Source organism: Actinomycetospora sp. NBRC 106375 (genome assembly GCF_030269665.1).
Classification (GTDB): domain Bacteria; phylum Actinomycetota; class Actinomycetes; order Mycobacteriales; family Pseudonocardiaceae; genus Actinomycetospora.
Genome location: NZ_BSTS01000001.1, coordinates 504,584 through 524,483, shown reverse-complemented (window position 1 = coordinate 524,483; position 19,900 = coordinate 504,584). Strand labels below are relative to the sequence as shown.

The 19,900-nt window shown below is 75.4% G+C and carries 19 protein-coding genes; 13 read left to right on the top strand and 6 right to left on the bottom strand.

The window, feature by feature from the left end; all coding sequences use genetic code 11:
- Window positions 1-26 precede the first annotated feature (26 nt).
- Complete coding sequence (locus QSK03_RS02530) at window positions 27-995, top strand: ATP-binding protein (RefSeq protein WP_285648374.1); 969 nt, start codon at window positions 27-29, stop codon at window positions 993-995.
- Window positions 932-1,123: a helix-turn-helix domain-containing protein gene (locus QSK03_RS02525; RefSeq protein WP_285648590.1), complete on the top strand. Its 192-nt coding sequence runs from the start codon at window positions 932-934 to the stop codon at window positions 1,121-1,123. The genes QSK03_RS02530 and QSK03_RS02525 overlap by 64 nt, the downstream gene beginning before the upstream one ends.
- 18 nt (window positions 1,124-1,141) lie before the next feature.
- Here QSK03_RS02525 and QSK03_RS02520 read toward each other — a convergent pair whose 3' ends face one another.
- Window positions 1,142-1,603: a nuclear transport factor 2 family protein gene (locus QSK03_RS02520; RefSeq protein ID WP_285648373.1), complete on the bottom strand. Its 462-nt coding sequence runs from the start codon at window positions 1,601-1,603 to the stop codon at window positions 1,142-1,144.
- 85 nt (window positions 1,604-1,688) lie between these two features.
- Here QSK03_RS02520 and QSK03_RS02515 point away from each other — a divergent pair, with 85 nt between their 5' ends.
- On the top strand, window positions 1,689-2,984 hold the full coding sequence (locus tag QSK03_RS02515) for an alpha-hydroxy-acid oxidizing protein (RefSeq protein WP_285648372.1): 1,296 nt from the start codon (window positions 1,689-1,691) through the stop codon (window positions 2,982-2,984).
- Between the two features lie 18 nt (window positions 2,985-3,002).
- Complete coding sequence (locus QSK03_RS02510; protein ID WP_285648371.1) at window positions 3,003-3,752, top strand: histidine phosphatase family protein; 750 nt, start codon at window positions 3,003-3,005, stop codon at window positions 3,750-3,752.
- A gap of 20 nt (window positions 3,753-3,772) precedes the next feature.
- On the opposite strand, the gene QSK03_RS02505 is transcribed toward QSK03_RS02510, so the two are convergent.
- Complete coding sequence (locus tag QSK03_RS02505) at window positions 3,773-4,105, bottom strand: GYD domain-containing protein (RefSeq protein WP_285648370.1); 333 nt, start codon at window positions 4,103-4,105, stop codon at window positions 3,773-3,775.
- A gap of 245 nt (window positions 4,106-4,350) precedes the next feature.
- On the opposite strand from QSK03_RS02505, the gene QSK03_RS02500 reads away from it, so the two are divergent.
- The 4 genes from QSK03_RS02500 to QSK03_RS02485 all read left to right on the top strand — a co-directional run bounded on the left by QSK03_RS02500 (window position 4,351) and on the right by QSK03_RS02485 (window position 6,702).
- The gene (locus tag QSK03_RS02500; RefSeq protein WP_285648369.1) at window positions 4,351-4,659 is read left to right on the top strand and encodes a hypothetical protein; all 309 of its coding nucleotides are present in this window, start codon (window positions 4,351-4,353) and stop codon (window positions 4,657-4,659) included.
- The gene (locus tag QSK03_RS02495; protein WP_285648368.1) at window positions 4,656-5,330 is read left to right on the top strand and encodes a DUF4383 domain-containing protein; all 675 of its coding nucleotides are present in this window, start codon (window positions 4,656-4,658) and stop codon (window positions 5,328-5,330) included. The genes QSK03_RS02500 and QSK03_RS02495 overlap by 4 nt, the downstream gene beginning before the upstream one ends.
- Window positions 5,331-5,420: 90 nt before the next feature.
- Entirely contained in the window at window positions 5,421-6,239 is an 819-nt protein-coding gene (locus QSK03_RS02490; RefSeq protein ID WP_285648367.1) for an enoyl-CoA hydratase, read from the top strand.
- A gap of 61 nt (window positions 6,240-6,300) precedes the next feature.
- Window positions 6,301-6,702, top strand: coding sequence for a VOC family protein (locus QSK03_RS02485; protein WP_285648366.1), 402 nt, complete (start codon window positions 6,301-6,303; stop codon window positions 6,700-6,702).
- A 121-nt stretch (window positions 6,703-6,823) separates the two neighbouring features.
- Here QSK03_RS02485 and QSK03_RS02480 read toward each other — a convergent pair whose 3' ends face one another.
- Window positions 6,824-7,537, bottom strand: coding sequence for a hypothetical protein (locus tag QSK03_RS02480; RefSeq protein ID WP_285648365.1), 714 nt, complete (start codon window positions 7,535-7,537; stop codon window positions 6,824-6,826).
- A gap of 169 nt (window positions 7,538-7,706) precedes the next feature.
- Between QSK03_RS02480 and QSK03_RS02475 the strand changes: the two genes are divergently transcribed.
- Genes QSK03_RS02475 through QSK03_RS02465 form a run of 3 tightly spaced genes read left to right on the top strand, consistent with a single transcriptional unit; the run spans window position 7,707 to window position 10,254 of the window.
- Window positions 7,707-8,867, top strand: a complete 1,161-nt coding sequence (locus QSK03_RS02475) for a sensor histidine kinase (protein ID WP_285648364.1) — start codon at window positions 7,707-7,709, stop codon at window positions 8,865-8,867.
- A gap of 4 nt (window positions 8,868-8,871) precedes the next feature.
- Window positions 8,872-9,540 carry a response regulator gene (locus QSK03_RS02470; RefSeq protein WP_285648363.1) on the top strand — a complete coding sequence of 223 codons (669 nt, stop codon included), beginning with the start codon at window positions 8,872-8,874 and terminating at the stop codon, window positions 9,538-9,540.
- A 57-nt stretch (window positions 9,541-9,597) separates the two neighbouring features.
- Entirely contained in the window at window positions 9,598-10,254 is a 657-nt protein-coding gene (locus tag QSK03_RS02465) for a winged helix-turn-helix transcriptional regulator (protein ID WP_285648362.1), read from the top strand.
- A gap of 25 nt (window positions 10,255-10,279) precedes the next feature.
- Here the strand turns inward: QSK03_RS02465 and QSK03_RS02460 are convergent, their stop codons facing one another.
- Complete coding sequence (locus QSK03_RS02460; RefSeq protein WP_285648361.1) at window positions 10,280-10,996, bottom strand: TetR/AcrR family transcriptional regulator; 717 nt, start codon at window positions 10,994-10,996, stop codon at window positions 10,280-10,282.
- A 44-nt stretch (window positions 10,997-11,040) separates the two neighbouring features.
- Here QSK03_RS02460 and QSK03_RS02455 point away from each other — a divergent pair, with 44 nt between their 5' ends.
- Window positions 11,041-12,504 carry an MFS transporter gene (locus QSK03_RS02455; protein WP_285648360.1) on the top strand — a complete coding sequence of 488 codons (1,464 nt, stop codon included), beginning with the start codon at window positions 11,041-11,043 and terminating at the stop codon, window positions 12,502-12,504.
- A gap of 1 nt (window position 12,505) precedes the next feature.
- On the opposite strand, the gene QSK03_RS02450 is transcribed toward QSK03_RS02455, so the two are convergent.
- Window positions 12,506-13,393, bottom strand: a complete 888-nt coding sequence (locus QSK03_RS02450; protein ID WP_285648359.1) for an enoyl-CoA hydratase-related protein — start codon at window positions 13,391-13,393, stop codon at window positions 12,506-12,508.
- Window positions 13,394-13,631: 238 nt separating this feature from the next.
- On the opposite strand from QSK03_RS02450, the gene QSK03_RS02445 reads away from it, so the two are divergent.
- On the top strand, window positions 13,632-13,880 hold the full coding sequence (locus tag QSK03_RS02445; protein ID WP_285648358.1) for a hypothetical protein: 249 nt from the start codon (window positions 13,632-13,634) through the stop codon (window positions 13,878-13,880).
- A gap of 158 nt (window positions 13,881-14,038) precedes the next feature.
- Here the strand turns inward: QSK03_RS02445 and QSK03_RS02440 are convergent, their stop codons facing one another.
- Window positions 14,039-19,795 carry an ATP-binding protein gene (locus QSK03_RS02440; protein WP_285648357.1) on the bottom strand — a complete coding sequence of 1,919 codons (5,757 nt, stop codon included), beginning with the start codon at window positions 19,793-19,795 and terminating at the stop codon, window positions 14,039-14,041.
- Window positions 19,796-19,900 lie beyond the last annotated feature (105 nt).

Here is a 19,900-nt window from a genome sequence, read left to right as displayed (position 1 = left end):
CCGCGCTGACCTGCGACGATGGGCTCATGGCGGCCGGGCTGCTCGAGCGCACCGAGGAGCTCGGGACCCTCGACGCCGCGCTCGCGTCGGCCGCCGGCGGGCGCGGCAGCGTGGTGCTGGTCGCGGGCGAGGCGGGGATCGGGAAGAGCACGCTCATCCGGTCGTTCACCGCGGGGCCCTGGGCCGACACCCGGGTCCTCGCCGGGGCCTGCGACGACCTGATCACCCCGCGCACGCTGGGGGCGGTCCGCGAGGCGTTCTCCGGGCGGTCGCCCCGGCTGGAGGAGCTCCTGGCCCGGGGCGCCCGCGACGACCTGCTCGCCGGCGTCCTGGCCGAGCTCACCGACCCCGTCCGCCCGACCGTGCTCGTCGTCGAGGACGTCCACTGGGCCGACGACGCGACCCTCGACGTCCTCCGGTACGTGTGCCGGCGCGTCGAGCGGACCTCGGCGGTCGTGGTCGTCTCCTACCGCGACGACGAGATCGGGCGCGACCACCCGGCCCAGCGGCTGCTCGGCGGGCTCACCGGCGTCCCGGTGCACCGGCTCGCGGTGCCACACCTCTCGGCGGCCGCCGTGGCGTCGCTGGCCGGCGGGACCGCGCTGGCGTCGGCCGAGCTGTACCGGCTCACGGGCGGCAACCCGTTCTACGTCACCGAGGTGGTCGCCGACGGCGACGGAGCCGCGGCGACTGGCGCGCCGCGGCCGCGGGGTGGGGCGCGCAGGGCGCCCCGTACCCGCGGGCGCTGGAGCTGCTCGACTCCGGCGCGGTCGAGCCGACGCTGGAGGCGCTCCAGGTCCTCGACGAGCTCGGCGCCCGGCCGGCCGCCCAGATCGCCCGCCGCCGACTGCGCGACCTCGGCGTCAGCCAGATCCCGCACGGTCCGCGCCGGGCCACGCGCGCCAACCCCGCCGGCCTCACGGCCCGGCAGATCGACGTCCTGCGCCTGCTCGCCGAGGGGCTCACCAACGGGGAGATCGCGGCACGGCTGGTGATCACGGAGAAGACCACCGACCACCACGTGTCGGCGATCCTGACCAAGCTCGACGTCCCCCACCGGCGGGCGGCCGCCGCCGCGGCCCGGACGCTCGGCATCGCCCCCGACCGGCGCCGCGTGCCGTAGTCCGGCCGGCGCCGCAGGTCAGGCGTGCGGGTAGCCGCGGCCGGCGTAGTCGAAGCCCCCCAGCTCGAGGCGCGTGTACCCGGTGGCCTGGGGCGAGGCGTAGTACGCGCGGATCTCGGTGATGCGCCCGTCGTCGTCGAACTCGTACCACTCCGCGCCGCGCAGGATCACGCCCAGCGAGCCCTTGTGGTGGGTCCACTCGCAGACGGCCCGGCGCCGGGGCTCGTCGACGACGATCGCGTCGACGGTCCACGACGACCCGCGCTCGCGGACCGCGGTCGCCCAGCGCTGCCCGATCACCCGCGCGCCGACCCACGGCCCGTCGTACATGTCCGGCGGGAAGTAGTGCCGGGCGTTGCCGGCGAGGTGGGCGGCGACCAGATCGGCGTCCCCGGCCGTGCAGGCGTCCATGTAGCCGCGGACGGTGGCCTCCAGCTCGGCGGCCGTGGTGCCGCCGGCGAAGCCCGCTGCTGCGCTCAACGCGTCTCCTCGAGGATGGTGATTTTCTGACCCTGCCGGCGTGCTGTCGTGGACTCGTCAGCGTGGACGCCAGGCTTGCACGAGGATGCCCGCCGTGGGTGCGAGCGGACGAGTGCGTCAGGACGAGGTCTACCGGGGCGGGATCACGGGGCGGCGCCCGGTGGTGCCGACGGCGTTCCCCGCACTGGAACGGCGGGCGAAGCGGGCCATGACCCGGCGGGCCTGGGCCTACGTCGCGGGTGGGGCCGGCAGCGAGGAGACCGTCGCCGCCAACCGGGCCGCGTTCGCCCGGCACCGGATCGTGCCCCGCATGCTGCGCGGGGTGGGGGAGCGGGACACGTCGGTGGAGATCTTCGGGCGGAGGTACGACCATCCGCTGCTGCTCGCCCCGATCGGCGCGCTGGACCTGGTCTCGCGCCGGGCCGACCTCGCCGTCGTGCACGGGGCCGCGCAGGCGGGCGTCCCGATGATCGTGTCGAACCAGGCGGGCTTCCCGTCCGAGGAGATCGCCCCGTACGCCACGGCCGGCTGGTGGTCGCAGCTCTACTGGTCGACCTCCGACGACCTCGTCGACTCCTTCCTCGCGCGCGCCGAGGCGGCCGGGGCGGGCGCGGTCGTCGTCACCCTCGACACCACCGTGCTCGGCTGGCGCCCGCGCGACCTCGACCTCGGCCACCTGCCGTTCGCCCGCGGCCTGGGCATCGCGCAGTACACCTCGGACCCGGTGTTCGCCCGCCTCACGCGGGAGACCGCCGACGGTCCCTCCCGGGCCGCCCCGACGCCGACCCCCGCGGCCGTCCGCACACTGCTGGAGATCAGCCGGAACCATCCCGGGCGGTTCGCCGACAACCTGCGCTCGCCGCTGCCCCGCGCCGCGGTGGAGACGTTCCTGCGCGTCTACTCCCGCCCCACGCTGAACTGGGACGACATCGCCACCCTGCGTACCCGCACGCGCCTGCCGGTGGTGCTCAAGGGCGTCCTGCACCCCGACGACGCGCGGCGCGCCCTCGACGTCGGGGTCGACGGGGTGCTGGTCAGCAACCACGGCGGGCGGCAGGTCGACGGGTCGGTCGCGACCCTCGACGCGCTGCCCGGCGTCGTCGCGGCCGTCGACGGGCGGGCGCCGGTGCTGCTCGACTCGGGGGTGCGCAGCGGCTCGGACGTCGCCCGCGCGCTCGCCCTCGGCGCCACCGCGGTCTGCCTGGGCCGCCCGTTCGCCTACGGGCTCGCGATCGCCGGTGCGGCCGGGGTGGCCCAGGTCGTGCGGGATGTGCTCGCCGAGCTCGACCTGACCCTCGCCCTCGCCGGCGCGCAGCGACCCGCCGATCTGGAGGTCGCGCCGTTCGGCACCACGGAACCGGTCGTGCGGCCGCGGGGCTGATCACGACAGGGTGGGCGCATGAGTCGTGTGTTGCTGATCCGCCACGGCGAGACCCACGGGTACTACGACGACGTCGGGCTCACCGCGCTCGGCGAGGAGCAGGTGCGCGCCAAGGGCAAGGAGCTCGCCGCGACGCTGCCGCCGGGGACCCGGGTCGTGATGCCCCACGCGCCGACCGCCCGCGGCACGGCGACCGCGGAGCTCCTGCGCGAGGTGCTGCTCGCCGAGCTCCGGCCGGAGGACGACGTGACCGTCGGCGAGCTGGTGCCCGACGCGCGCTTCGACAGCCTGCAGTTCCTGTTCGACGGGGAGGCGCGCGAGTCCTCCGGCGTCGCCAGGCACCGGCGTGCCCTCGACGGGGACCCGCCGGACTGGGCGCGGGCCTTCGACCGCTTCGACACCGACTTCGGCGCGGGCTCCAAGCTCGGCGGGCCGATCGACCGGTGGATGGTCGCGACCGACCTGCACTTCGAGCCGCCCCAGGTGATCGCCTACCGCGCCTGGGCCGGTATCCGGGCGCAGCCGGCGGACACGATCGCGCTGGCCAGCTCGCACTCGGCGCTGCTGCGGGCGTTCGCGAGCGCGGCGACGGGCCACGACGTCGGCGAGCCGCACAACCTCGAGCACGTCGACGTCGAGCTCGCGGGCGGGCGGGCGACCGTGACGTTCCGCGGGGAACGGGCCGACGTCGCGGTCCCGACCGAGCTCCCGCCGTGGCTGGACCCGTCCTACCTCGATGCGGGGGAGCGGGCCGCCCACCGGTGGTGAGGCGCGGCGGCGCCCTCCCCTCAGTCGCCGGGTCGCCGGTACCCACCGCGCGCGGTGCCGGCGGCGGTCAGCACGTCCGGGAGGTCGCCGGCCGCGATGAGCTGCGCGGTCCGCACGGACGAGAACGAGCCGCTGCTGGTGACCGCGAGCGAGAGCGCGGCGGCCGCCGACGCGTCCGGCACCTCGAACAGCACCATGCCGTCGTCCTCGCCGAGCATGTACCAGAGCGCGTCGAGCGTGCCGCCCACGCCCTCGACGGCCTCGCGCACCGCGGCCGTGCGGTCGGCGGGCTTCGTGAGCAGCGCCGCCCACGTCTCCGGGGTGTACGAGAAGAACAGGGCGAACTGGGGCATGGCTCCTCCGCTCGGTCGCGGGCACCGCGTCCGGGGAGTGTCGCGCCGGGCGCGGCGTCACGTCAGTAGGTGACCCGGGGCCCTAGGTGCGCCTGTCCTGCGTCGTGTGGTTCCCGGGGTTCCCGTGGTGCAGCGTCCGCGCTGCTGACCTGCGGGCCCGGGGCGGCGCCGGAACGTGACGTTTCGCGGCCCCTGCCCGCGCCGATGCTCCTGGGTCCTGCCGTCGCGATCCCGGAGCGTCCGCCATGTCCCTCGCCGACGCCCTCGCCCGCTGGCGTGCGCGCCTGACCGGCGAGGGCGGTCCTGTCGGCCCGTCGCCCGCGTCCGACCCCTCCGAGTCCGACGCCGGCCACGATCCGCGCACCGCGGCGTCCCGCGTGGCCGGCGGCGCGCACGCCGAGCACCGGGGCGACCAGGGCGCGGTGACCGGGACCGGCGACACCGACACGTTCGTCGGCCGCGCCGCGGGCCGCGACCTGGGCTACGCGGGGGAGACGGGCGCCGAGGCGCGCCGCGAGGCCCAGCGGGAACGCACGCAGGAGCCCGGGCGGTGAGCCCGGACGCCGTGCGCGCCGACCACCGCGTCGTCTGGGTGCACCGTGTCGGCGCGGTCGTCGTCGCCGTGGTCATCGCGGTCTTCGGCGCCCTCGGGTTCGCCGGCGGCCTCGGATTCTTCGACACCGACGGCGCGCCGGTCCTCGGCCTGTCCACCAACGGTGCGCTGTCGACGATCTCGCTGGTGACCGCGGTCGTCCTCGTGGCCGCCGCGATCCGGGGCGGCCGGGCGTCCTCGACGGTGATGATCGTGGTCGGGGTGCTGTTCCTCGTCTCGGCGTTCGTCAACCTCTGGCTGATCGGGACCAGCGCCAACGTGCTGGCCTTCCGGCTGCCCAACGTCTTCTTCTCGATCGCCGCCGGCTGCGTCCTGCTGTTCACCGGCGCCTACGGCCGGATCTCGGCCGGGCTGCCCGCCGACAACCCGTACGCGCACGAGGGAGAGACCGACGACGACGGTCCCGGCGTGCCCGAGGACGCCGACCGGCAGCCGCGCCCGGCCTCGCCGGCCGAGGCCGCGGCGGACGAGGCGATGGCCGAGGCCGAGCGGGCGGTCGCCCAGGGTGCCGCCGACGACGGCCTGCGGCGCCGCCTGGCCGCGGCCGACGAGGCCCGGACCCACGAGGAGCGGCGGGCCATCTGGATGCGGGGCGAGGGCACCAGCGCCTGACAGGGCCGCCGCCGCCCTGCCCGGTCGGGCAGGGCCGGGTGGCCCGCTCCGCGCTGGTCCCGCGGGCTCACGACTGATAGACGTGGACGCATGAGCGTGAGCACGGCCACCCCCGACACCTCCGAGGCCGGCAGCGGCCCGTCCGCGGTCCGCGTCGAGGTCGACGGCCCCACCGCGGTCCTGACGCTCGACAACCCGAAGCGCCGCAACGCGCTGTCCGTGGCGACGATGACCGAGCTGACCGCCGCGCTGCGCGAGGTCTCGGCGCGCGACGGTGTCCGGGCCGTCATCCTGCGCGCCGAGGGCCCGGCGTTCTCTGCCGGGCACGACCTCTCCGAGATGGTCGACCGGACGCTCGAGGAGGAGCGCGAGGTCTTCGCCGTCTGCACCGACCTCATGTCCGCGCTGCACGCGGTGCCCCAGCCCGTGATCGCCGCCGTGCAGGGCGTGGCGGTCGCGGCCGGCTGCCAGCTGGTGGCCGCCTGCGACCTCGCGGTCGCCGCCGACGTCGCCGTCTTCGGGACCCCGGGCGTGAAGATCGGCCTGTTCTGCTCCACCCCGATGGTCGCGGTCACGCGCGCGATCGGCCGCAAGCGCGCCATGCAGCTGCTGCTCACCGGCGAGACGATCGACGCCGTCACGGCCGCCGACTGGGGCCTGGTCAACCAGGTCGTCGCGCCGGACGAGCTGGACGCGAGCGTCCGCGCGCTGGCCGCCAAGGTCGCCGACGCCAGCGCGGTCACGCTGCGCATCGGCAAGGAGGCGTTCTACCGGCAGGTCGACCTGCCGGAGGACGCGGCCTACGAGGAGATGCGGGAGACGATGGCGACCAACGCCATGACCTGCGACGCGCAGGAGGGCATGTCCGCCTTCCTCGCCAAGCGCCCCCCGAACTGGCAGCACCGCTAGACCCGAACACCGCCGAGCACACCCGAGCACACCCGAGCACGAGGCAAAGGAGCCCGCCACCATGGCCTTCCCCGGCCTGCAGCACGTCGCGATCACCGTCTCCGACCTGCAGCGCAGCACCGAGTGGTACAGCCGTCTCTTCGGCGCCGAGCCGGTGCTCGACGAGGACGAGGAGGGCGGCGAGTTCCACCACACCGTCTACGCGCTGGACGGCGGGCAGCTCTTCGGCCTGCACACCCACCAGGGCCGCGAGTCGAAGGACCGCTTCCAGGAGACCCGCACGGGCCTCGACCACGTCGGCTTCGCCCTCGGGGGCACCGCGGAGCTCGAGAAGTGGCGCGACCGTCTCGACGAGCTCGGCATCCAGCACGGCGGCATCAAGAAGGCGCACTACGGCTCGGGCGTCTCGTTCCGCGACCCCGACGGCATCGCCCTCGAGTTCTTCATCGCGCCCGGCACCTGACCCGCACTGACCTGTTCGGACGGGTGCGCTCGCCCGTCCGCCGCCCGCCTCCCGAAACGAACGGCGCTCTCGCTGCTTGCGAAGCAGCGAGAGCGCCGTTCGTTCGTCGCGGGGGCGCGCATCAGGCGGCCGCGAGCTCCTCGCGGCGGACGCGGGCCGCGGCGCGCTGGATCAGTCGGACGCCGACCACGATCATCGGCGCCGTCGCGACGGCCATCCCCGCGAGGACGCCGTAGGTCCCAGGCACGACGAAGCCGGCGAACCCGATCACCGAGACGCCCAGCAGCCACCAGCTGACGACGCCGGCGCGGGCGAGAGCCGCGATCACCAGCGGGATGCCGACGAAGCCCACGACACGGCCGCTGATCGTCCACGTCGACACCCAGGGGTCGGCCCACACGCCCTCGGTCAGCGCGGTGGCGGCCTCGAGCGGCATCGCGCGGGCGGCGGCGCCGGTGAACCAGTCGGAGAGCAGGAGCCCGGAGAGCTGGATCGCGGAGAACGACGTGACGATCGCGGCCAGCGGCACGACCACCCGCCCGCGGGGCCCCCGCACCAGCCCGATGATCGCGAGCACGCCCAGGGCGAACGCCACCCACGAGTAGTGCAGCAGCCCCGCCGACAGCGCCGTCAGCCCGGGATCGGTGCCCAGGCTCGCGACGTAGTCCGCCGGGGCGTCCGAGGCCTGGGGTGGCGACGTGGCGACGCCGGCGACCAACAGGACCGGGAACGCGATCAGGGCGAGGCCGGCGGCCAGGCGGACCGGGGAGGTGCCGGTCGCGGGCGCGGCGGTGGGAGTGGCGATCGCGGTGGTGGGCGCGGAGGTCGTGCTCATCGTGGCTCCTCGTGATCCTGGTTGCGCTGTTCGAGCGATGAGCAGAACGGTAGGGAGCGGCTTACGCTCACACATCGTGTTCACGGCTCGATCACGTCGTCCCGAGGGCCACCCCTGGTCGTCCCGCAGGAGGACCCCGCGCGGATCGGCGCCGCCTACCCTCCGCGTGATGGGCCCCGTGCCGTCCCGGCTCCTCGCCGGTCTCGTCGCCGCCGCGCTCGTGCTCGCCGCGAGCCTGGTCGAGGCCCTCACGTACCGGGGCGCGCCGCCGCAGTCGTTCGTCCTGCCGCTGGCGCTGCTGGTCGTCGGGGCCGCACTCGCGCCGCTGCTGCCCGCGGTCGGGCTCGTCGTCGCGGTGATCGCCTACCCGGTGCAGCTGCTGCTCGACCCCGGGAGTCCCGGCGTCGGCGGGACGACGCTGATCGTGATGATGGTGCTCGTCGGCCTCGCCGCCCGCCGGCTGCGGCCGCGCTGGAGCGCCCCCGGCGCCGCCCTCACCGCGCTGAGCGGCTCGGGTGCCCTCGTCGCGTCCGGCGAGGAGGTCTTCGAGTTCCTGTTCTTCGCCGTGACGATGGGCGGCGCCTGGCTCGTCGGCTGGCTGCTGCGCCGCCAGGCCCGTCGCGGCGCCGAGCTGCGTGAGCTCGCCGCCGCCCTGGCCGCCGAGCGGGAGCGCTCCGGGCGCCTGGCCGTCGTCGAGGAGCGCGCCCGCATCTCCCGCGAGCTCCACGACGCCGTCGCGCACACGGTCAGCGTCATGACCCTGCAGGTCGGCGTGCTCCGCCGACGGCTGCAGGACACCCCCGAGGGGGAGGCGCTGCGGGCGGTCGAGGAGCTCGGACGGCGCTCGGTCGACGAGCTGCGGCGGGTCGTCGGCGCGCTGCGCCCCGACGCCGGCGACCCCGATCCGCGCGACCCGGCGCCCTCGCTGTCCCGGCTCGCCGGCCTGGTCGACGAGCTGGGCCGCGTCGGCCTCGCCGTCACCGTGCGCGAGGACGGCGAGCCGGCGGTGCTCGCGCCGGCGATGGACACCTCGGCGTACCGGATCGTCGCCGAGGCCCTGACCAACGTGCTGCGCCACGCGGACACCGCCGCAGCCGAGGTCGTGCTCACCCACCGCCGGGAGGCGCTGACGATCACCGTCCTGGACCGGGGACAGGGGCGACGGGCACGGCCGATCCCCACGGCGGCCACGGCCTGCTGCACCTGCGCGAGCGCGCCGCCCTCTTCGGCGGGACGCTCACGGCCGGTCCTCGCGAGGGCGGCGGCTACCGCGTGGAGGCGGTGCTCCCGCTCGCCCCGGCGACACGGACCACGACGACGCCCGCGGTGATCTCGTGACCGACCCGGCCGGCGCCATCAGGGTCGTCCTCGCCGACGACGAGACGCTCGTGCGTGCCGGCCTGCGGATGCTGCTCGAGGGCGAGCCCGACGTCGTGGTCGCGGGGGAGGCGGCCGACGGGCGCGCCGCGGTGCGGACCGCCCTCGACGTGCGGGCCGACGTCGTGCTGATGGACGTGCGGATGCCCGGGCTGGACGGCATCGGGGCGGCGCACGCCCTGACCGAGGCCGGGTCACCGGCCCGGGTGCTGGTGCTGACCACGTTCGACGAGGACGAGACCCTCGAGGCGGCCCTGCGCGCCGGCGTCGCCGGGTTCCTGCTCAAGACCGCGCCGCCGGAGGACATGCTCGACGCCCTGCGCCGGGTCGCCGCCGGGCAGGGCGCGCTGGATCCGTCCGTGGTGCCCCGGGTGGTCGCCGCCGTGGCGCGCAGCCGCCCCCGCCCGGCCGCGCCCCCGGCGCTCACGGCGCGCGAGGCCGAGGTGCTCGCCGAGGTGGCGCGCGGGCTGTCGAACGCCGAGGTGGCCGCCCGGCTGCACCTGGGGGAGACCACGGTGAACACCCACCTCGGCCGGGTGCTCGACAAGCTCGGCCTGCCCGACCGTCCCCGGGTCATCGCGTGGGCGTGGCGTCACGGTGTGGTGGACGCCGACGACGGACCGTGAGAGTCCTAATACCGAACTTTCCGAGGCGGTAGTCGTATCCGGTGGTAGGGTACCCGTATGGCTGCACGACGGGACTACTTCGACGGTTGCGGCGCCGCCCACGCGCTCGACCTCGTGGGCGAGCGGTGGGCGCTGCTCGTGGTGCGCGAGCTGATGCTCGGACCCAAGCGGTTCACCGACCTGCGGGCCGGGCTCCCGCACGCGAGCCCGAACGTCCTCTCGCAGCGCCTGCGCGAGCTCGAGGACGCCGGCGTCCTGCAGCGGCGGCGGCTGCCCCCGCCGGCGGCCTCGGCGGTCTACGAGCTCACCGAGTGGGGCCTGGAGCTCGAGCCGGTGCTGCAGACACTCGGCCGGTGGGCCGCGCGGGCGCTCCCGCCCTCGGACAGCATCAAGGTCGACTCGTTCATCCTCTCGCTGCGCACCCTCTTCGTGCCCGAGCGCGCGACCGACGTCGACGTGACGCTGCAGCTCGTCCTCGACGAGCAGCCGTTCCGCGTGCACCTCGCCCACGGCGAGCTGGACATCGAGCGCGGCGAGACCCGCGAGACCGACGTGACCCTGCGGTGCTCGCCGACCACGCTCGCGCAGGTCGTGCACATGGGGCTGCCGGCGGCGGACGCGCAGGCGGACGGCTCCCTGGTGCTCACCGGCGACGTCGCCGCGCTGAACCACCTGGTCGACAGCGTGCAGATGCCGGCGCCGCTGCCCGCCTGAGCCTCGCGACCCCGGTCAGCCCCGGTCAGCGGCGGGCGAGCCCGTCGATCATCAGGCCGAGCGTGAAGTCGAAGCGGTCGTGGCCCTCGCCGGCGGTCAGCTCGGCGGCGTGCCGGACGGTGTGGGGGAAGCGGTCGGCGGGCAGCGAGGTCAGCCGCCGCTGGAGCTCCGCACGGTCGACCACCCACACGGCGTCGTCGGTGCTCGCCCGCTGCCGCACCAGCGCGGCCTCGAGGCAGTAGCCCGCCACGTAGAGCAACAGGGCGTCGATGGCCCAGGCGGCGTCCTGCGGCGGGACGCCGCCCGCGAGGAGGATCGCGAGCATGCCCTCGCTGACGCGTGCGGTCTCGAGGTCGGTCGGCGCCATGGCGAGCGCGGCGCGCGAGACGCCGGGGTAGGCCAGGAAGCGGTCCCGCAGCTGGACGCACACGCCCCGGATCTGGTCCCGCCACGTCGCCGGGTCGGGCTCGGGCAGCACCAGCTCGGCGGAGAGCCGCCCGATGAGCAGCTCGTCGAGGTCGGCCTTGTTGACCACGTGGGCGTAGAGCGAGGCCGGACCCGTGTCGAGGGCGGTGGCGAGCCGGCGCATGGTGAGGGCCTCGTAGCCCTCGGCGGCGACGACGCCCAGGGCGGTGTCCACGACCTGCTCGACGGTGATCGGGGCCGTCCGGCGCCGCGGCCGGCCGTCGGCCTCCTCGCGCGGCGCCTGGTGGCGCGCCGCGCGCCGCTCTCGGGGGTTCACCGCACCACTCTAGCTTGACACGAACGTCGTTCGCACATAGAACGATGTTCGTGTCCACCGACTCCCGCCGCTCGCCCACCTCCCTCCGCGAGGCGTGGGTCGCCCTCGCGGGTCTGTCCGCGGTGTTCCTGTTCGAGATGCTCGACAACTCGATTCTCACCGTCGCGCTGCCCACGATCGGGCGCGAGCTGGGGGCGTCGACGGTCGCGCTGCAGTGGGTCACCGGCGCGTACGGGGTCGTGTTCGGCGGGTCGATGCTCGTGTTCGGCGCCGTCGCCGACCGGTACGGACGCCGCCGCGTCATGATCGTCGGCCTGGTCCTGCTGGGCGTGGCGAGCCTGGCGACCGCGCTCGTCACGACCGCGCCCGAGCTGATCGCCGTCCGCGCGCTCATGGGCGTCGCGGCGGCGATGACGACCCCGGGGTCGATCGCGCTGGCGTTCCGGCTGTTCGCCGACGACGGCCTGCGGGTGCGGGCGACCACCCTCATCTCGACCGTGGGCCTGGTCGGGCTCGCCGTCGGCCCGACCGCGGGCGGCCTGGTGCTCGCGGTCGCCCCGTGGCAGGTCCTGCTGCTGGTCAACGTGCCGATCGCGGTGCTCGCGATCCTCGGCATCCGCCTCGGCATCGCCGCCGACGACCCCACCGACCTCCGCCGGGACCCGGTCGAGGTGCCCGGCGCCGTGCTCGGCACCGCGACGATCGTGCTCGCCCTCCTCGCCCCCACCCTCTTCGTCGAGGAGGGCGCCGGCTCGTGGGCGCCGTGGACGGCCGCCGCGGCCGCCGTCGTCGCCGCGGTCGCGTTCGTGCGGCGCGAGCGCTCGGCGCGCCACCCGCTGCTCGACCTCGCGCTCGTCGCCCGCCCCCTGGTGTCCGGGGGCCTGGCCTACAAGGCGGCGGCCGGGGTGGCGACGGCAGGGCTCGGCTACCTGGTGACCCTCCAGCTGCAGCTCGACCTCGGCTGGTCGCCCGCGGCGGCGGCGCTGGGCATGCTGCCGCAGGTCGTGGTCCTCATCGCCGCAGGTCCGTTCGTGAACCCGTTCGTCCAGCGCGTCGGCTTCGACGCGGCCGCGTGGTCCGGTGCGGTGGCGATCGTGGCCGGGCTCGCCGCCTACACGCTGCTCGGCGGCCTCGGCTACCCCGCGATCGCCGCCGCCCTGGCGCTCGTCGCCGCTGGGCTGCGCATCTCCGGCGTCGTCGCCGCGGTGAACGTGCTGCGCGGCCTGCCCGAGGACCGGACCTCGATCGGCGCCGCGCTCGTCGACACCTCGACCGAGGTCTCCTCCGGCGTCGGCCTCGCCGTCACCGGCACCGTCCTCGCGGCGCTGTTCAGCGGCTCGATCGCGACGGCGGACTGGAGCGCGGCGCAGACCGTGGAGTTCCGCGACGCCGTGACGCTCTCCGGTGCGGTGCTGACGGCCCTGGCAACCGCTCTCGCCGGATGGGCGATCGTCCGCACGCGGCGCAGCAGGCGCGCTCCCGAGGCGGTCGACGCCCTCGCCGGGTAGCTCAGGGCCGCGCCGGCCACTCCGGCACCAGGTCGGTGTGGTCGCGGGTGCGGCGCAGGGGGAACGCCGGAGCCCGCTTCTCGAGGAACGCGGTGACCCCCTCGGCGGCGTCGCGGTCGCGGCCGAGCTCCGCGACGGCCCGCGAGTCCAGGGCGTGCGCCTCCCAGGGCGAGGACGCCGACAGCATCGACCACAGCATGTGCCGGGTGACGGCCACCGACACCGACGAGGTGTTCTCGGCGACCTCGCGGGCCAGGCCGTAGGCGGTGTCGAGGAGGTCCTCGTCGGGCACGACGCGCGACACCAGCCCGCCCTCGAGGGCCTCCTTCGCCCCGAAGACCCGGCCGGTCATCGTCCACTCCATCGCTCGCGAGATGCCCACGACCCGCGGCAGGAACCAGCTCGACGCCGCTTCGGGCACGATCCCGCGCCGGGCGAAGACGAAGCCGAACCGTGCGGACGCCCCGGCGACGCGCACGTCCATCGGCAGCGTCATCGTCGCGCCGACGCCCACCGCCGGCCCGTTGACCGCGGCGATCACGGGCACCTGCAGGGCGGCGAGGCGCAGCGACACGACGCCACCCCGGTCGCGGCCCACCCCGCCGATCTCGCCGTAGCGGGCGGCCTTCGTCTCGGCGGGGTCCCGGCCCCGGTCGTCGAACGTGCCGCCGCCCTCGCCGAGGTCGGCGCCCGCGCAGAACGCCCGGCCACGGCCGGTCACCACGAGCACGCGCACGTCGTCGTCGGCGTCGATCGCGTCGCAGGCCGCGACCAACTCGTCGCACATCCGCCCGGTGAACGCGTTCATGCGCGCCGGCCGGTCGAGCACCACCGTCGCGATGCCGTCGGCCACCGAGTACTCGATCTCGGTGAAGCCTTCTCCCGCCACGCCGACCTCCTCGTCGTCCCGCCCGTCGATCCCCGCACTCTCCCGGCCCGCGCCAGTAACGGTCAACCCTGACCGCTTCAAGGACGCTGGGCTGAACGGGGGACGGAAGCGGGTGACGCGGGCTCGCGGGTGTCGCGGAGCGTGGACAGGGCCGCGAGGGGGTAGGAAGGTCGGGAGTCCGGGTCGACGGCGCTGTCACCCGTTCCCCACCCGGCGCCCCGGCGCCCGAGGAGGACCCGTGACCGCTCCGACCAGCGCCCACAGCACCGACGGCACCGACACGGCCGAGATCGTCGTCGAGGTGCCCGCCGACCCCGCCACCCTGAGCTGCCGCCTGCACGGGGTGATCGCCGGGGCGGGGGAGGGGGCGACGCTGACGGTCGTCGTCGCGGCCGGCGAGCGCGCCGCCGAGCCCGACCTCGCCCGCGTGCTCACCTGTGCCCGCGACGCCGCCGCCGGCCGCGGCCTGGGCTTCGTCGTGCGCTGACGATCCCCGGGTGTCGGTGACCCGTGGTTTCCTGGAGCCATGTCCTTCGTCCACGGGCACGCGCGCGAGTCGGGGTGGGTCGTCAGCCACTACCGGCGTCCTCAGCGCGCCGGGGACGACCAGCTCGATCTCGCGCTGCCCGCCCCGCGGCCCGCGGATCAGGACTGCGAGACCACCGGCTCCGTCGACGCGGCCCCGGACGGGGAGGAGCCCGACGCCGTCGACGACGCCGACGAGGCGCGGTCGAGGGTCCGCTCCATCCCGCGCCGCACCGCCCCGACGAGGTAGGGCCGCAGCCGTTCGGGATCGACGATCGCGTGCACCGAGCCCATCTCCTGGGCCCGGGCCACGGAGTGCAACGTGTCGAACTCGTCGGCGACCTCGCCGAGCTTCTCGGCCCGCACGACGGGGCGCACGCCCGCGAGCTCGGCGCGCAGCTCCGCGACGTCCTCCCCGCGCTCGAGGCCGTCGGTGATCCGGCGCTCGAGGTCGGCGACGCGCGGGTCCGCGGCGGTGCGCTTGGCGACGTCGCCGGCGAACACCACCGCCGCCGCCGGGGCGCCGCCGAGCACCGAGGCGTACGAGCCCTCGACCGCGGCGACCTCCATGTCGTCGTTGAGCGTCCCGGAGAACACGACGAACGCGCCGCCGTGGTAGCGCGAGACGACGCAGAACACGATCGGCCCGTCGAAGTTCACCACCGCGCGGCCGATCTCCGCGCCGTACTCGAGCTGGAGGCCGCGCAGCGATTCCGGTGACCCGTCGAAGCCCGACAGGTTGGCCAGCACCACCAGCGGCCGGTTCCCGCTCGCGGCGTTGATCGCCCGCGCCGTCTTCTTCGACGAGCGCGGGAAGAGCGTCCCCGCCGTCCACTGGGACGGCCCGTCGACCGGGGGCGGTCCGCGGCGGGGTATCGGCTTGGACTCGATGCCGATGAGCGCGACCGGCTGCCCGCCGAGGTGGGCGTCGAGCACGACCACCGATTCCGCGGCCTGCATGTCGGCCCAGCGCTCGAGCGTGGCGTGGTCGGTGTCGGCCACCCCGCTCATCAGCGAGCGGATGTCGAAGGGCTTCTTGCGCTCGGCGTTCACCGCCGGATCGAAGATCTCTCCGAGCCGCGCGAACCCCTCGCCGTGGTGCGGCGCGTCGCGCACGTCGCGCTCCACCGGGTCCTGCGTCGGCGCCGGCCGGGGAAAGCGCTCGCCCGGGACGACGTAGGTGTGCGAGTAATGGCGCAGGAGCACGTCGACGGCGCGGGAGAGGTCCGGCGCCCAGTACTGGGCCTCACCGTTCGGACCCATGATCCGGTCGTAGCCGCCGATCCCGTAGTTGTCCTCGGCCGAGACGCCGCCGGAGTAGTCCAGCGACTGCTTGCCGGTCAGCACCATCGCCGAGTCCGGGGTCATGACGAGGATGCCGCGGGTGTGCATCAGCATCGTCGCCTCGGCGTTCCAGTACGGCTGGGCGCCCACGTTGATGCCGGTGACGACGACGTTGATCTCGCCGCCCTCCTGCGTGAACCGGATGATCGCCCGCAGCACGCGGGAGATCCAGTCCATGTTCTCCGTGCCGGAGTCCATCGCGATCTTCGCGCCGGCCGACACCGCGTACCACTCGACGGGCACGCCGTGCTCGCGCGCGAGGTCGATGGCCGCGAGGACACGGCGGCACTCGGGCTCGGCGATGGCCCCGAGCGCACGCGTCGGGTCGCCCAGCAGCACGACGCGGCTGAGGCCCTCGGGCTGGCGCTCGGTCGGCGTGGTCACCATGCCGAGCACGACGTTGGCGGTGTTCGACCCGTAGGGCCGGTCGACGGGCACCGGGCGCAGCGACTCGGGGTCGAGGTCGTACTCGGTGAACGTGCCCGGCTCGCCGTCGGCGTCGGGGCTGCGCGTGATCAGGGGGACCAGCTCGTAGGGGTAGAGCGTCCCGCGCCGCGCGGCCTTGATGACCTTCTGGGTGTACGCGTCGAGCTCGCGCATAGGGTGGGTCGGCGGCTCGGTGACGCGCAGCGTCAGCCCGGCCCCCGGCGGCCGCGACATCCGCAGCACCCATTCCCGCGTCCCCGGGTCGTCCTCCGCCGGGGTCCGGAACCGCACCATCACCTGCTCGATGCCGAGCGACTCGGTCCGCGGCGCGAGCGTGCGCACGATCCCGTCGAGCTCGAGGAGCGGGACCTCGACGACGGGCCACACGTAGAGCATCACGCGGTTCCAGCGCAGTCCGGCGAGGTCGGCGTCGGCGGCGCGCGCCGAGCGCAGGCTGTCCAGCGCCGCGTCCAGCACGGCCTCGACCTGCGGCAGCGCCCGGATGCCGCCCGCGTCGTCGCGCAGCACGGTCAGGTCGCGGACGTCGCCGGTCGCGATGAGGCGCTGGTCCTCGGGGACGTGGCGGCCCTGCGCGCGGAAGAGGTGCACGTCGGTGGCCGACGGCAGCCGCGTGAGCTCGAAGTCGCGCAGCCGCCAGACGCCCAGCCGCTCGGCGACCATGGGGTGCAGGCCGCGCAGTGTGCGGTCCTCGACGGGCTGGAGCTCGCCGGCCCCCTCGGGCGACGAGGTCGGGTCGGGGCGGAACGTGAACCAGCTCGTCGCGCCGCCGGCCGCGTCGGAGCCGGTGTCGGCCTCGCCGCCCATGGCCCCGCGGATGCCGACGGTGACGCGCCCGACCGCGCCCGGGACGGTGCCGATCGAGTGGCGGATCCGGGTGGCCCGGTCCTCCGGCCCGTCGGGGGACTCGGGGCCCCGCGGCGAGGTCACGTAGAGGTCGACGAGCACGGTGGAGCCGGCAGGCAGGGCGTCGATGAGACGGTGCAGGTCGGTCGAGACCGTCGCCGGGGCGGTCGCGCCGTCGGGCTGGTCGACGGTCGCCACGGTGGCGAGGACGACGTAGGAGTGCCCCTCGTAGGTGTAGCGGGCGGTCAGCAGCGGGCGGCCGTCGTGCTCGTCGACGTGCACGTCGCCGAGGTCGCGGATGAGCCCGTAGTACCGGCGGGTCATCACCTCGAGCATCACGGCGTGGTGCCGCTCGGCGAACACCCCGAGGATGGGCTCGCCCGAGGCGACGATGTCGTCGATCTGGCGGGCGCGGTCGGCGGGGTCGTCGGCCAGCGCGTCCAGCTCGGCGCGCACCCGCTCCTGCACCTGCGCCCGCTCGGCCTCGATCAGCGGCGCGTCGAAGCACCGGAAGCGGACCTGGCGCGCGAGGTCGCCGATCTGCGGGTGGCGCACCTGGGTCGCGGCGACGAGGTGGTCGAGCACGGCGCGGTAGGCCTCGCCGTCGTGCGACGCCGACTCCGGGTGTCGCATCCGCGCGCCGAGCAGCGCGGCGACCACGGGCTGGTGGGCCCCGGCGCGGCGGTGCGCGAGGAACATGCGGTAGAGCGCCGGGCCGAGCAGCTCCGGGGCGGCGCCCAGATCGGGCACCCCGTAGTGCTCCAGGGCCCGCGTGAGCTTGAGGCGGAACGACTCGGGCAGCACCTCGGCGTCCGCGTCGCGCGAGCGCAGGTAGGCGTAGAAGTACTCCTGCGGGTTGCGCGTCGACTCGTCGTCGACCGCGGTGTCGTCCACGTCGAGCTCGCCCGGCCCGCCCTCGAGGCGGCGGTTGCGCGACAGCGCGGAGAGGTCCGCGACGATCCGCAGGATGCCCATCTCGTCGGTGAGCAGGTCGTGGTCGTCGGCAGGGAGCTCCTCGCGCGCCCGGTCGAGCGCGGTGAGCAGCGGCTTCGTCTCGCCCTCGTCGACGTCGTAGCCGAGCACGAGCGCGCGCAGCGCGGCGAGGGCGTCGCGGGCGCGGGCGCGCGCGTCGAGCGGCTCGGCGCCGGGCGCCGGGGCGGCCAGCTCGGCGAAGCTCGCCCGGCCGTCGCCGGCGGGGGCCGCGGCGTCGTCCGCGTCGGGCTCGAGCCGGACCAGCCGTGTGCCGCCCTCGACCTGGGTGTTGGCGTCGACCAGCACCTCCGCCACCCGCCCGGTCACCGGGGCGCGCAGGGCGGTCTCCAGCTTCATGCTCTCGACGACCGCGACGGTGTCGCCCTCGGAGACCTCGTCGCCGGGGGAGACCGGGATCGACACGACCATGGCGGGCGCCGGCGCCCGCACGAGCCCGGCCTCGCCGCCCGCGATGCGGTGCACGGCGCCGTCGACCTCGACGAGGTAGTCCGGCCCCTGCTGCACCGAGAGCACGCCGAACGTGCGTCCGCCGACGGTCAGGCGGCGCTCGAAGCGTCCGGAGCGCTCCACGACCACGTCCACGCCCTCGACGCTGTCGCCGTCGAGCACGACGCGGTAGTGCGACGGGCGCGTGCGCGCGACGTGCATCCGGTAGGACTCGCCGACGACCCGCACGTCGACCTGGTGCCACACCTCGTGCCCGACCTCCGGGCGCCCGCGCTCGGCGGACAGGAACAGCCGTCCCTGCTGGCGGAACTCGTGGGCGCCGTGCGCCTCGACCGCCGCGGCCAGCAGCGCGACGTCGACGCGCCGCGGCGGGGTGTAGCCCTCGGCCATCATCGTGTCGAGCCACGTGGTGTCCGCCGTGCCCTGCGCGACCTCGGGCCGCGAGAGCAGGTCGAGCAGGAACGCCTTGTTCGTGGTGCCGCCCTCGACGACCACCGCGGTCTGGCGGATCGCGCGGCGCAGCCGGGCGCGGGCCTCGTCGCGGGTGCGTCCCCAGGCGATCACCTTGGCGATCATCGAGTCGTACTGCGGCGGGATGACGTCGCCCGTGGCGACACCGGTGTCGACGCGGATGCCGGGACCGGCCGGCAGCACGAGGTGACGGATCGCCCCGGGCGCGGGCGCGAAGCCGTGCTCGGGGTCCTCGGCGGTCAGCCGGGCCTCGATGGCGTGACCGGACGCGGGCGGGCGGATGGGGTCGACATCTCCCAGGACGTCGGCGAGCGCGCCGCCCATCGCGACGTGGAGCTGGAGCTTGACGACGTCCACGCCGGTGACGGCCTCGGTCACCGGGTGCTCCACCTGCAGCCGGGTGTTGACCTCCATGAACGAGAGGACCTCGTGGCGGGGGTCGTAGAGGAACTCCACGGTGCCGGCGTTGACATAGCCGGCGGCGCGCGCGAGGTCGGCGGCGCTCTGGCGCAGCAGCCGGTCCTGCTCGGCGTCAAGGACGACGGACGCCGACTCCTCAAGGACCTTCTGGTTGCGCCGCTGCACGCTGCAGTCGCGCACGCCGAGCGTCACCACGCCGCCCGCGGCGTCGGCGACCACCTGCACCTCGACGTGGTGGCCCCCGCGGACCGCGCCCTCGAGGAAGACCGTGCCGTCGCCCGCGGTGCGCTCGCCCTCGGCCGACGCGCGGGTGAAGGCGTCGTCGAGGTCCTCGGCGCGCGCCACGAACCGGATGCCCCGGCCGCCGCCGCCCGCGGTCGCCTTGACCATCAGCGGGAAGCCGATCTTCTCGGCGGCCTCGCGGGCAGCCTCGGCGTCGGCGACCGGCCCGCCGCTCCACGGGGCCATCGGGACGCCGACGCTCTCCGCGATCCGCTTCGACTCGATCTTGTCGCCGAGGCGCTGCATCGTCTCCGAGCCCGGACCGACGAACGTGATCCCCAGGCGCTCGCAGAGCGCGGCGAACTCCGCGCGCTCGGAGACGAAGCCCCAGCCCGGCCACACGGCGTCGGCCCGGCAGGACAGGAGCGCCCGCTCGAGCTCGGGGAGATCCAGGTACGGCACGGGACCCATGTCGTCGGGGTCGTCGGGGCCGATCAGCACGGCCTCGTCGGCCTCGCGCACGGCCATCGCGTGCCGGTCGACGGCGGTGTGGACCGCGATGGTCCGGATCGGGGGGAGAGTGCCGTCGTGCTCGGCGTTCCACTCCCGGACGGCGTTGATGAGCCGCATCGCCGGTTCGCCGCGGTTGACGACGGCGAGACGCTGGAACGGACGTGGTGGCACGCTCACGGTCCGGACCCTAACCGCGACGAGCCGTCACGCGGAGCCCTCGCGCGCCCCGGTCCGCCGTCGGGCCGACGATCAAGGGCGCCGTCGGACACCCCGCGCCCCTGC

What these genes read in the sequence shown, in the direction of transcription:
- QSK03_RS02530 (WP_285648374.1), top strand. Translation starts at nt 27, where the DNA reads ATGGCGGCCGGGCTGCTCGAGCGCACCGAGGAGCTCGGGACCCTCGAC.
- QSK03_RS02515 (WP_285648372.1), top strand. Translation starts at nt 1,689, where the DNA reads ATGCCCGCCGTGGGTGCGAGCGGACGAGTGCGTCAGGACGAGGTCTAC.
- QSK03_RS02510 (WP_285648371.1), top strand. Translation starts at nt 3,003, where the DNA reads ATGAGTCGTGTGTTGCTGATCCGCCACGGCGAGACCCACGGGTACTAC.
- QSK03_RS02505 (WP_285648370.1), bottom strand. Translation starts at nt 4,105, where the DNA reads ATGCCCCAGTTCGCCCTGTTCTTCTCGTACACCCCGGAGACGTGGGCG.
- QSK03_RS02500 (WP_285648369.1), top strand. Translation starts at nt 4,351, where the DNA reads ATGTCCCTCGCCGACGCCCTCGCCCGCTGGCGTGCGCGCCTGACCGGC.
- QSK03_RS02490 (WP_285648367.1), top strand. Translation starts at nt 5,421, where the DNA reads ATGAGCGTGAGCACGGCCACCCCCGACACCTCCGAGGCCGGCAGCGGC.
- QSK03_RS02485 (WP_285648366.1), top strand. Translation starts at nt 6,301, where the DNA reads ATGGCCTTCCCCGGCCTGCAGCACGTCGCGATCACCGTCTCCGACCTG.
- QSK03_RS02480 (WP_285648365.1), bottom strand. Translation starts at nt 7,537, where the DNA reads ATGAGCACGACCTCCGCGCCCACCACCGCGATCGCCACTCCCACCGCC.
- QSK03_RS02475 (WP_285648364.1), top strand. Translation starts at nt 7,707, where the DNA reads ATGGGCCCCGTGCCGTCCCGGCTCCTCGCCGGTCTCGTCGCCGCCGCG.
- QSK03_RS02465 (WP_285648362.1), top strand. Translation starts at nt 9,598, where the DNA reads ATGGCTGCACGACGGGACTACTTCGACGGTTGCGGCGCCGCCCACGCG.
- QSK03_RS02455 (WP_285648360.1), top strand. Translation starts at nt 11,041, where the DNA reads ATGTTCGTGTCCACCGACTCCCGCCGCTCGCCCACCTCCCTCCGCGAG.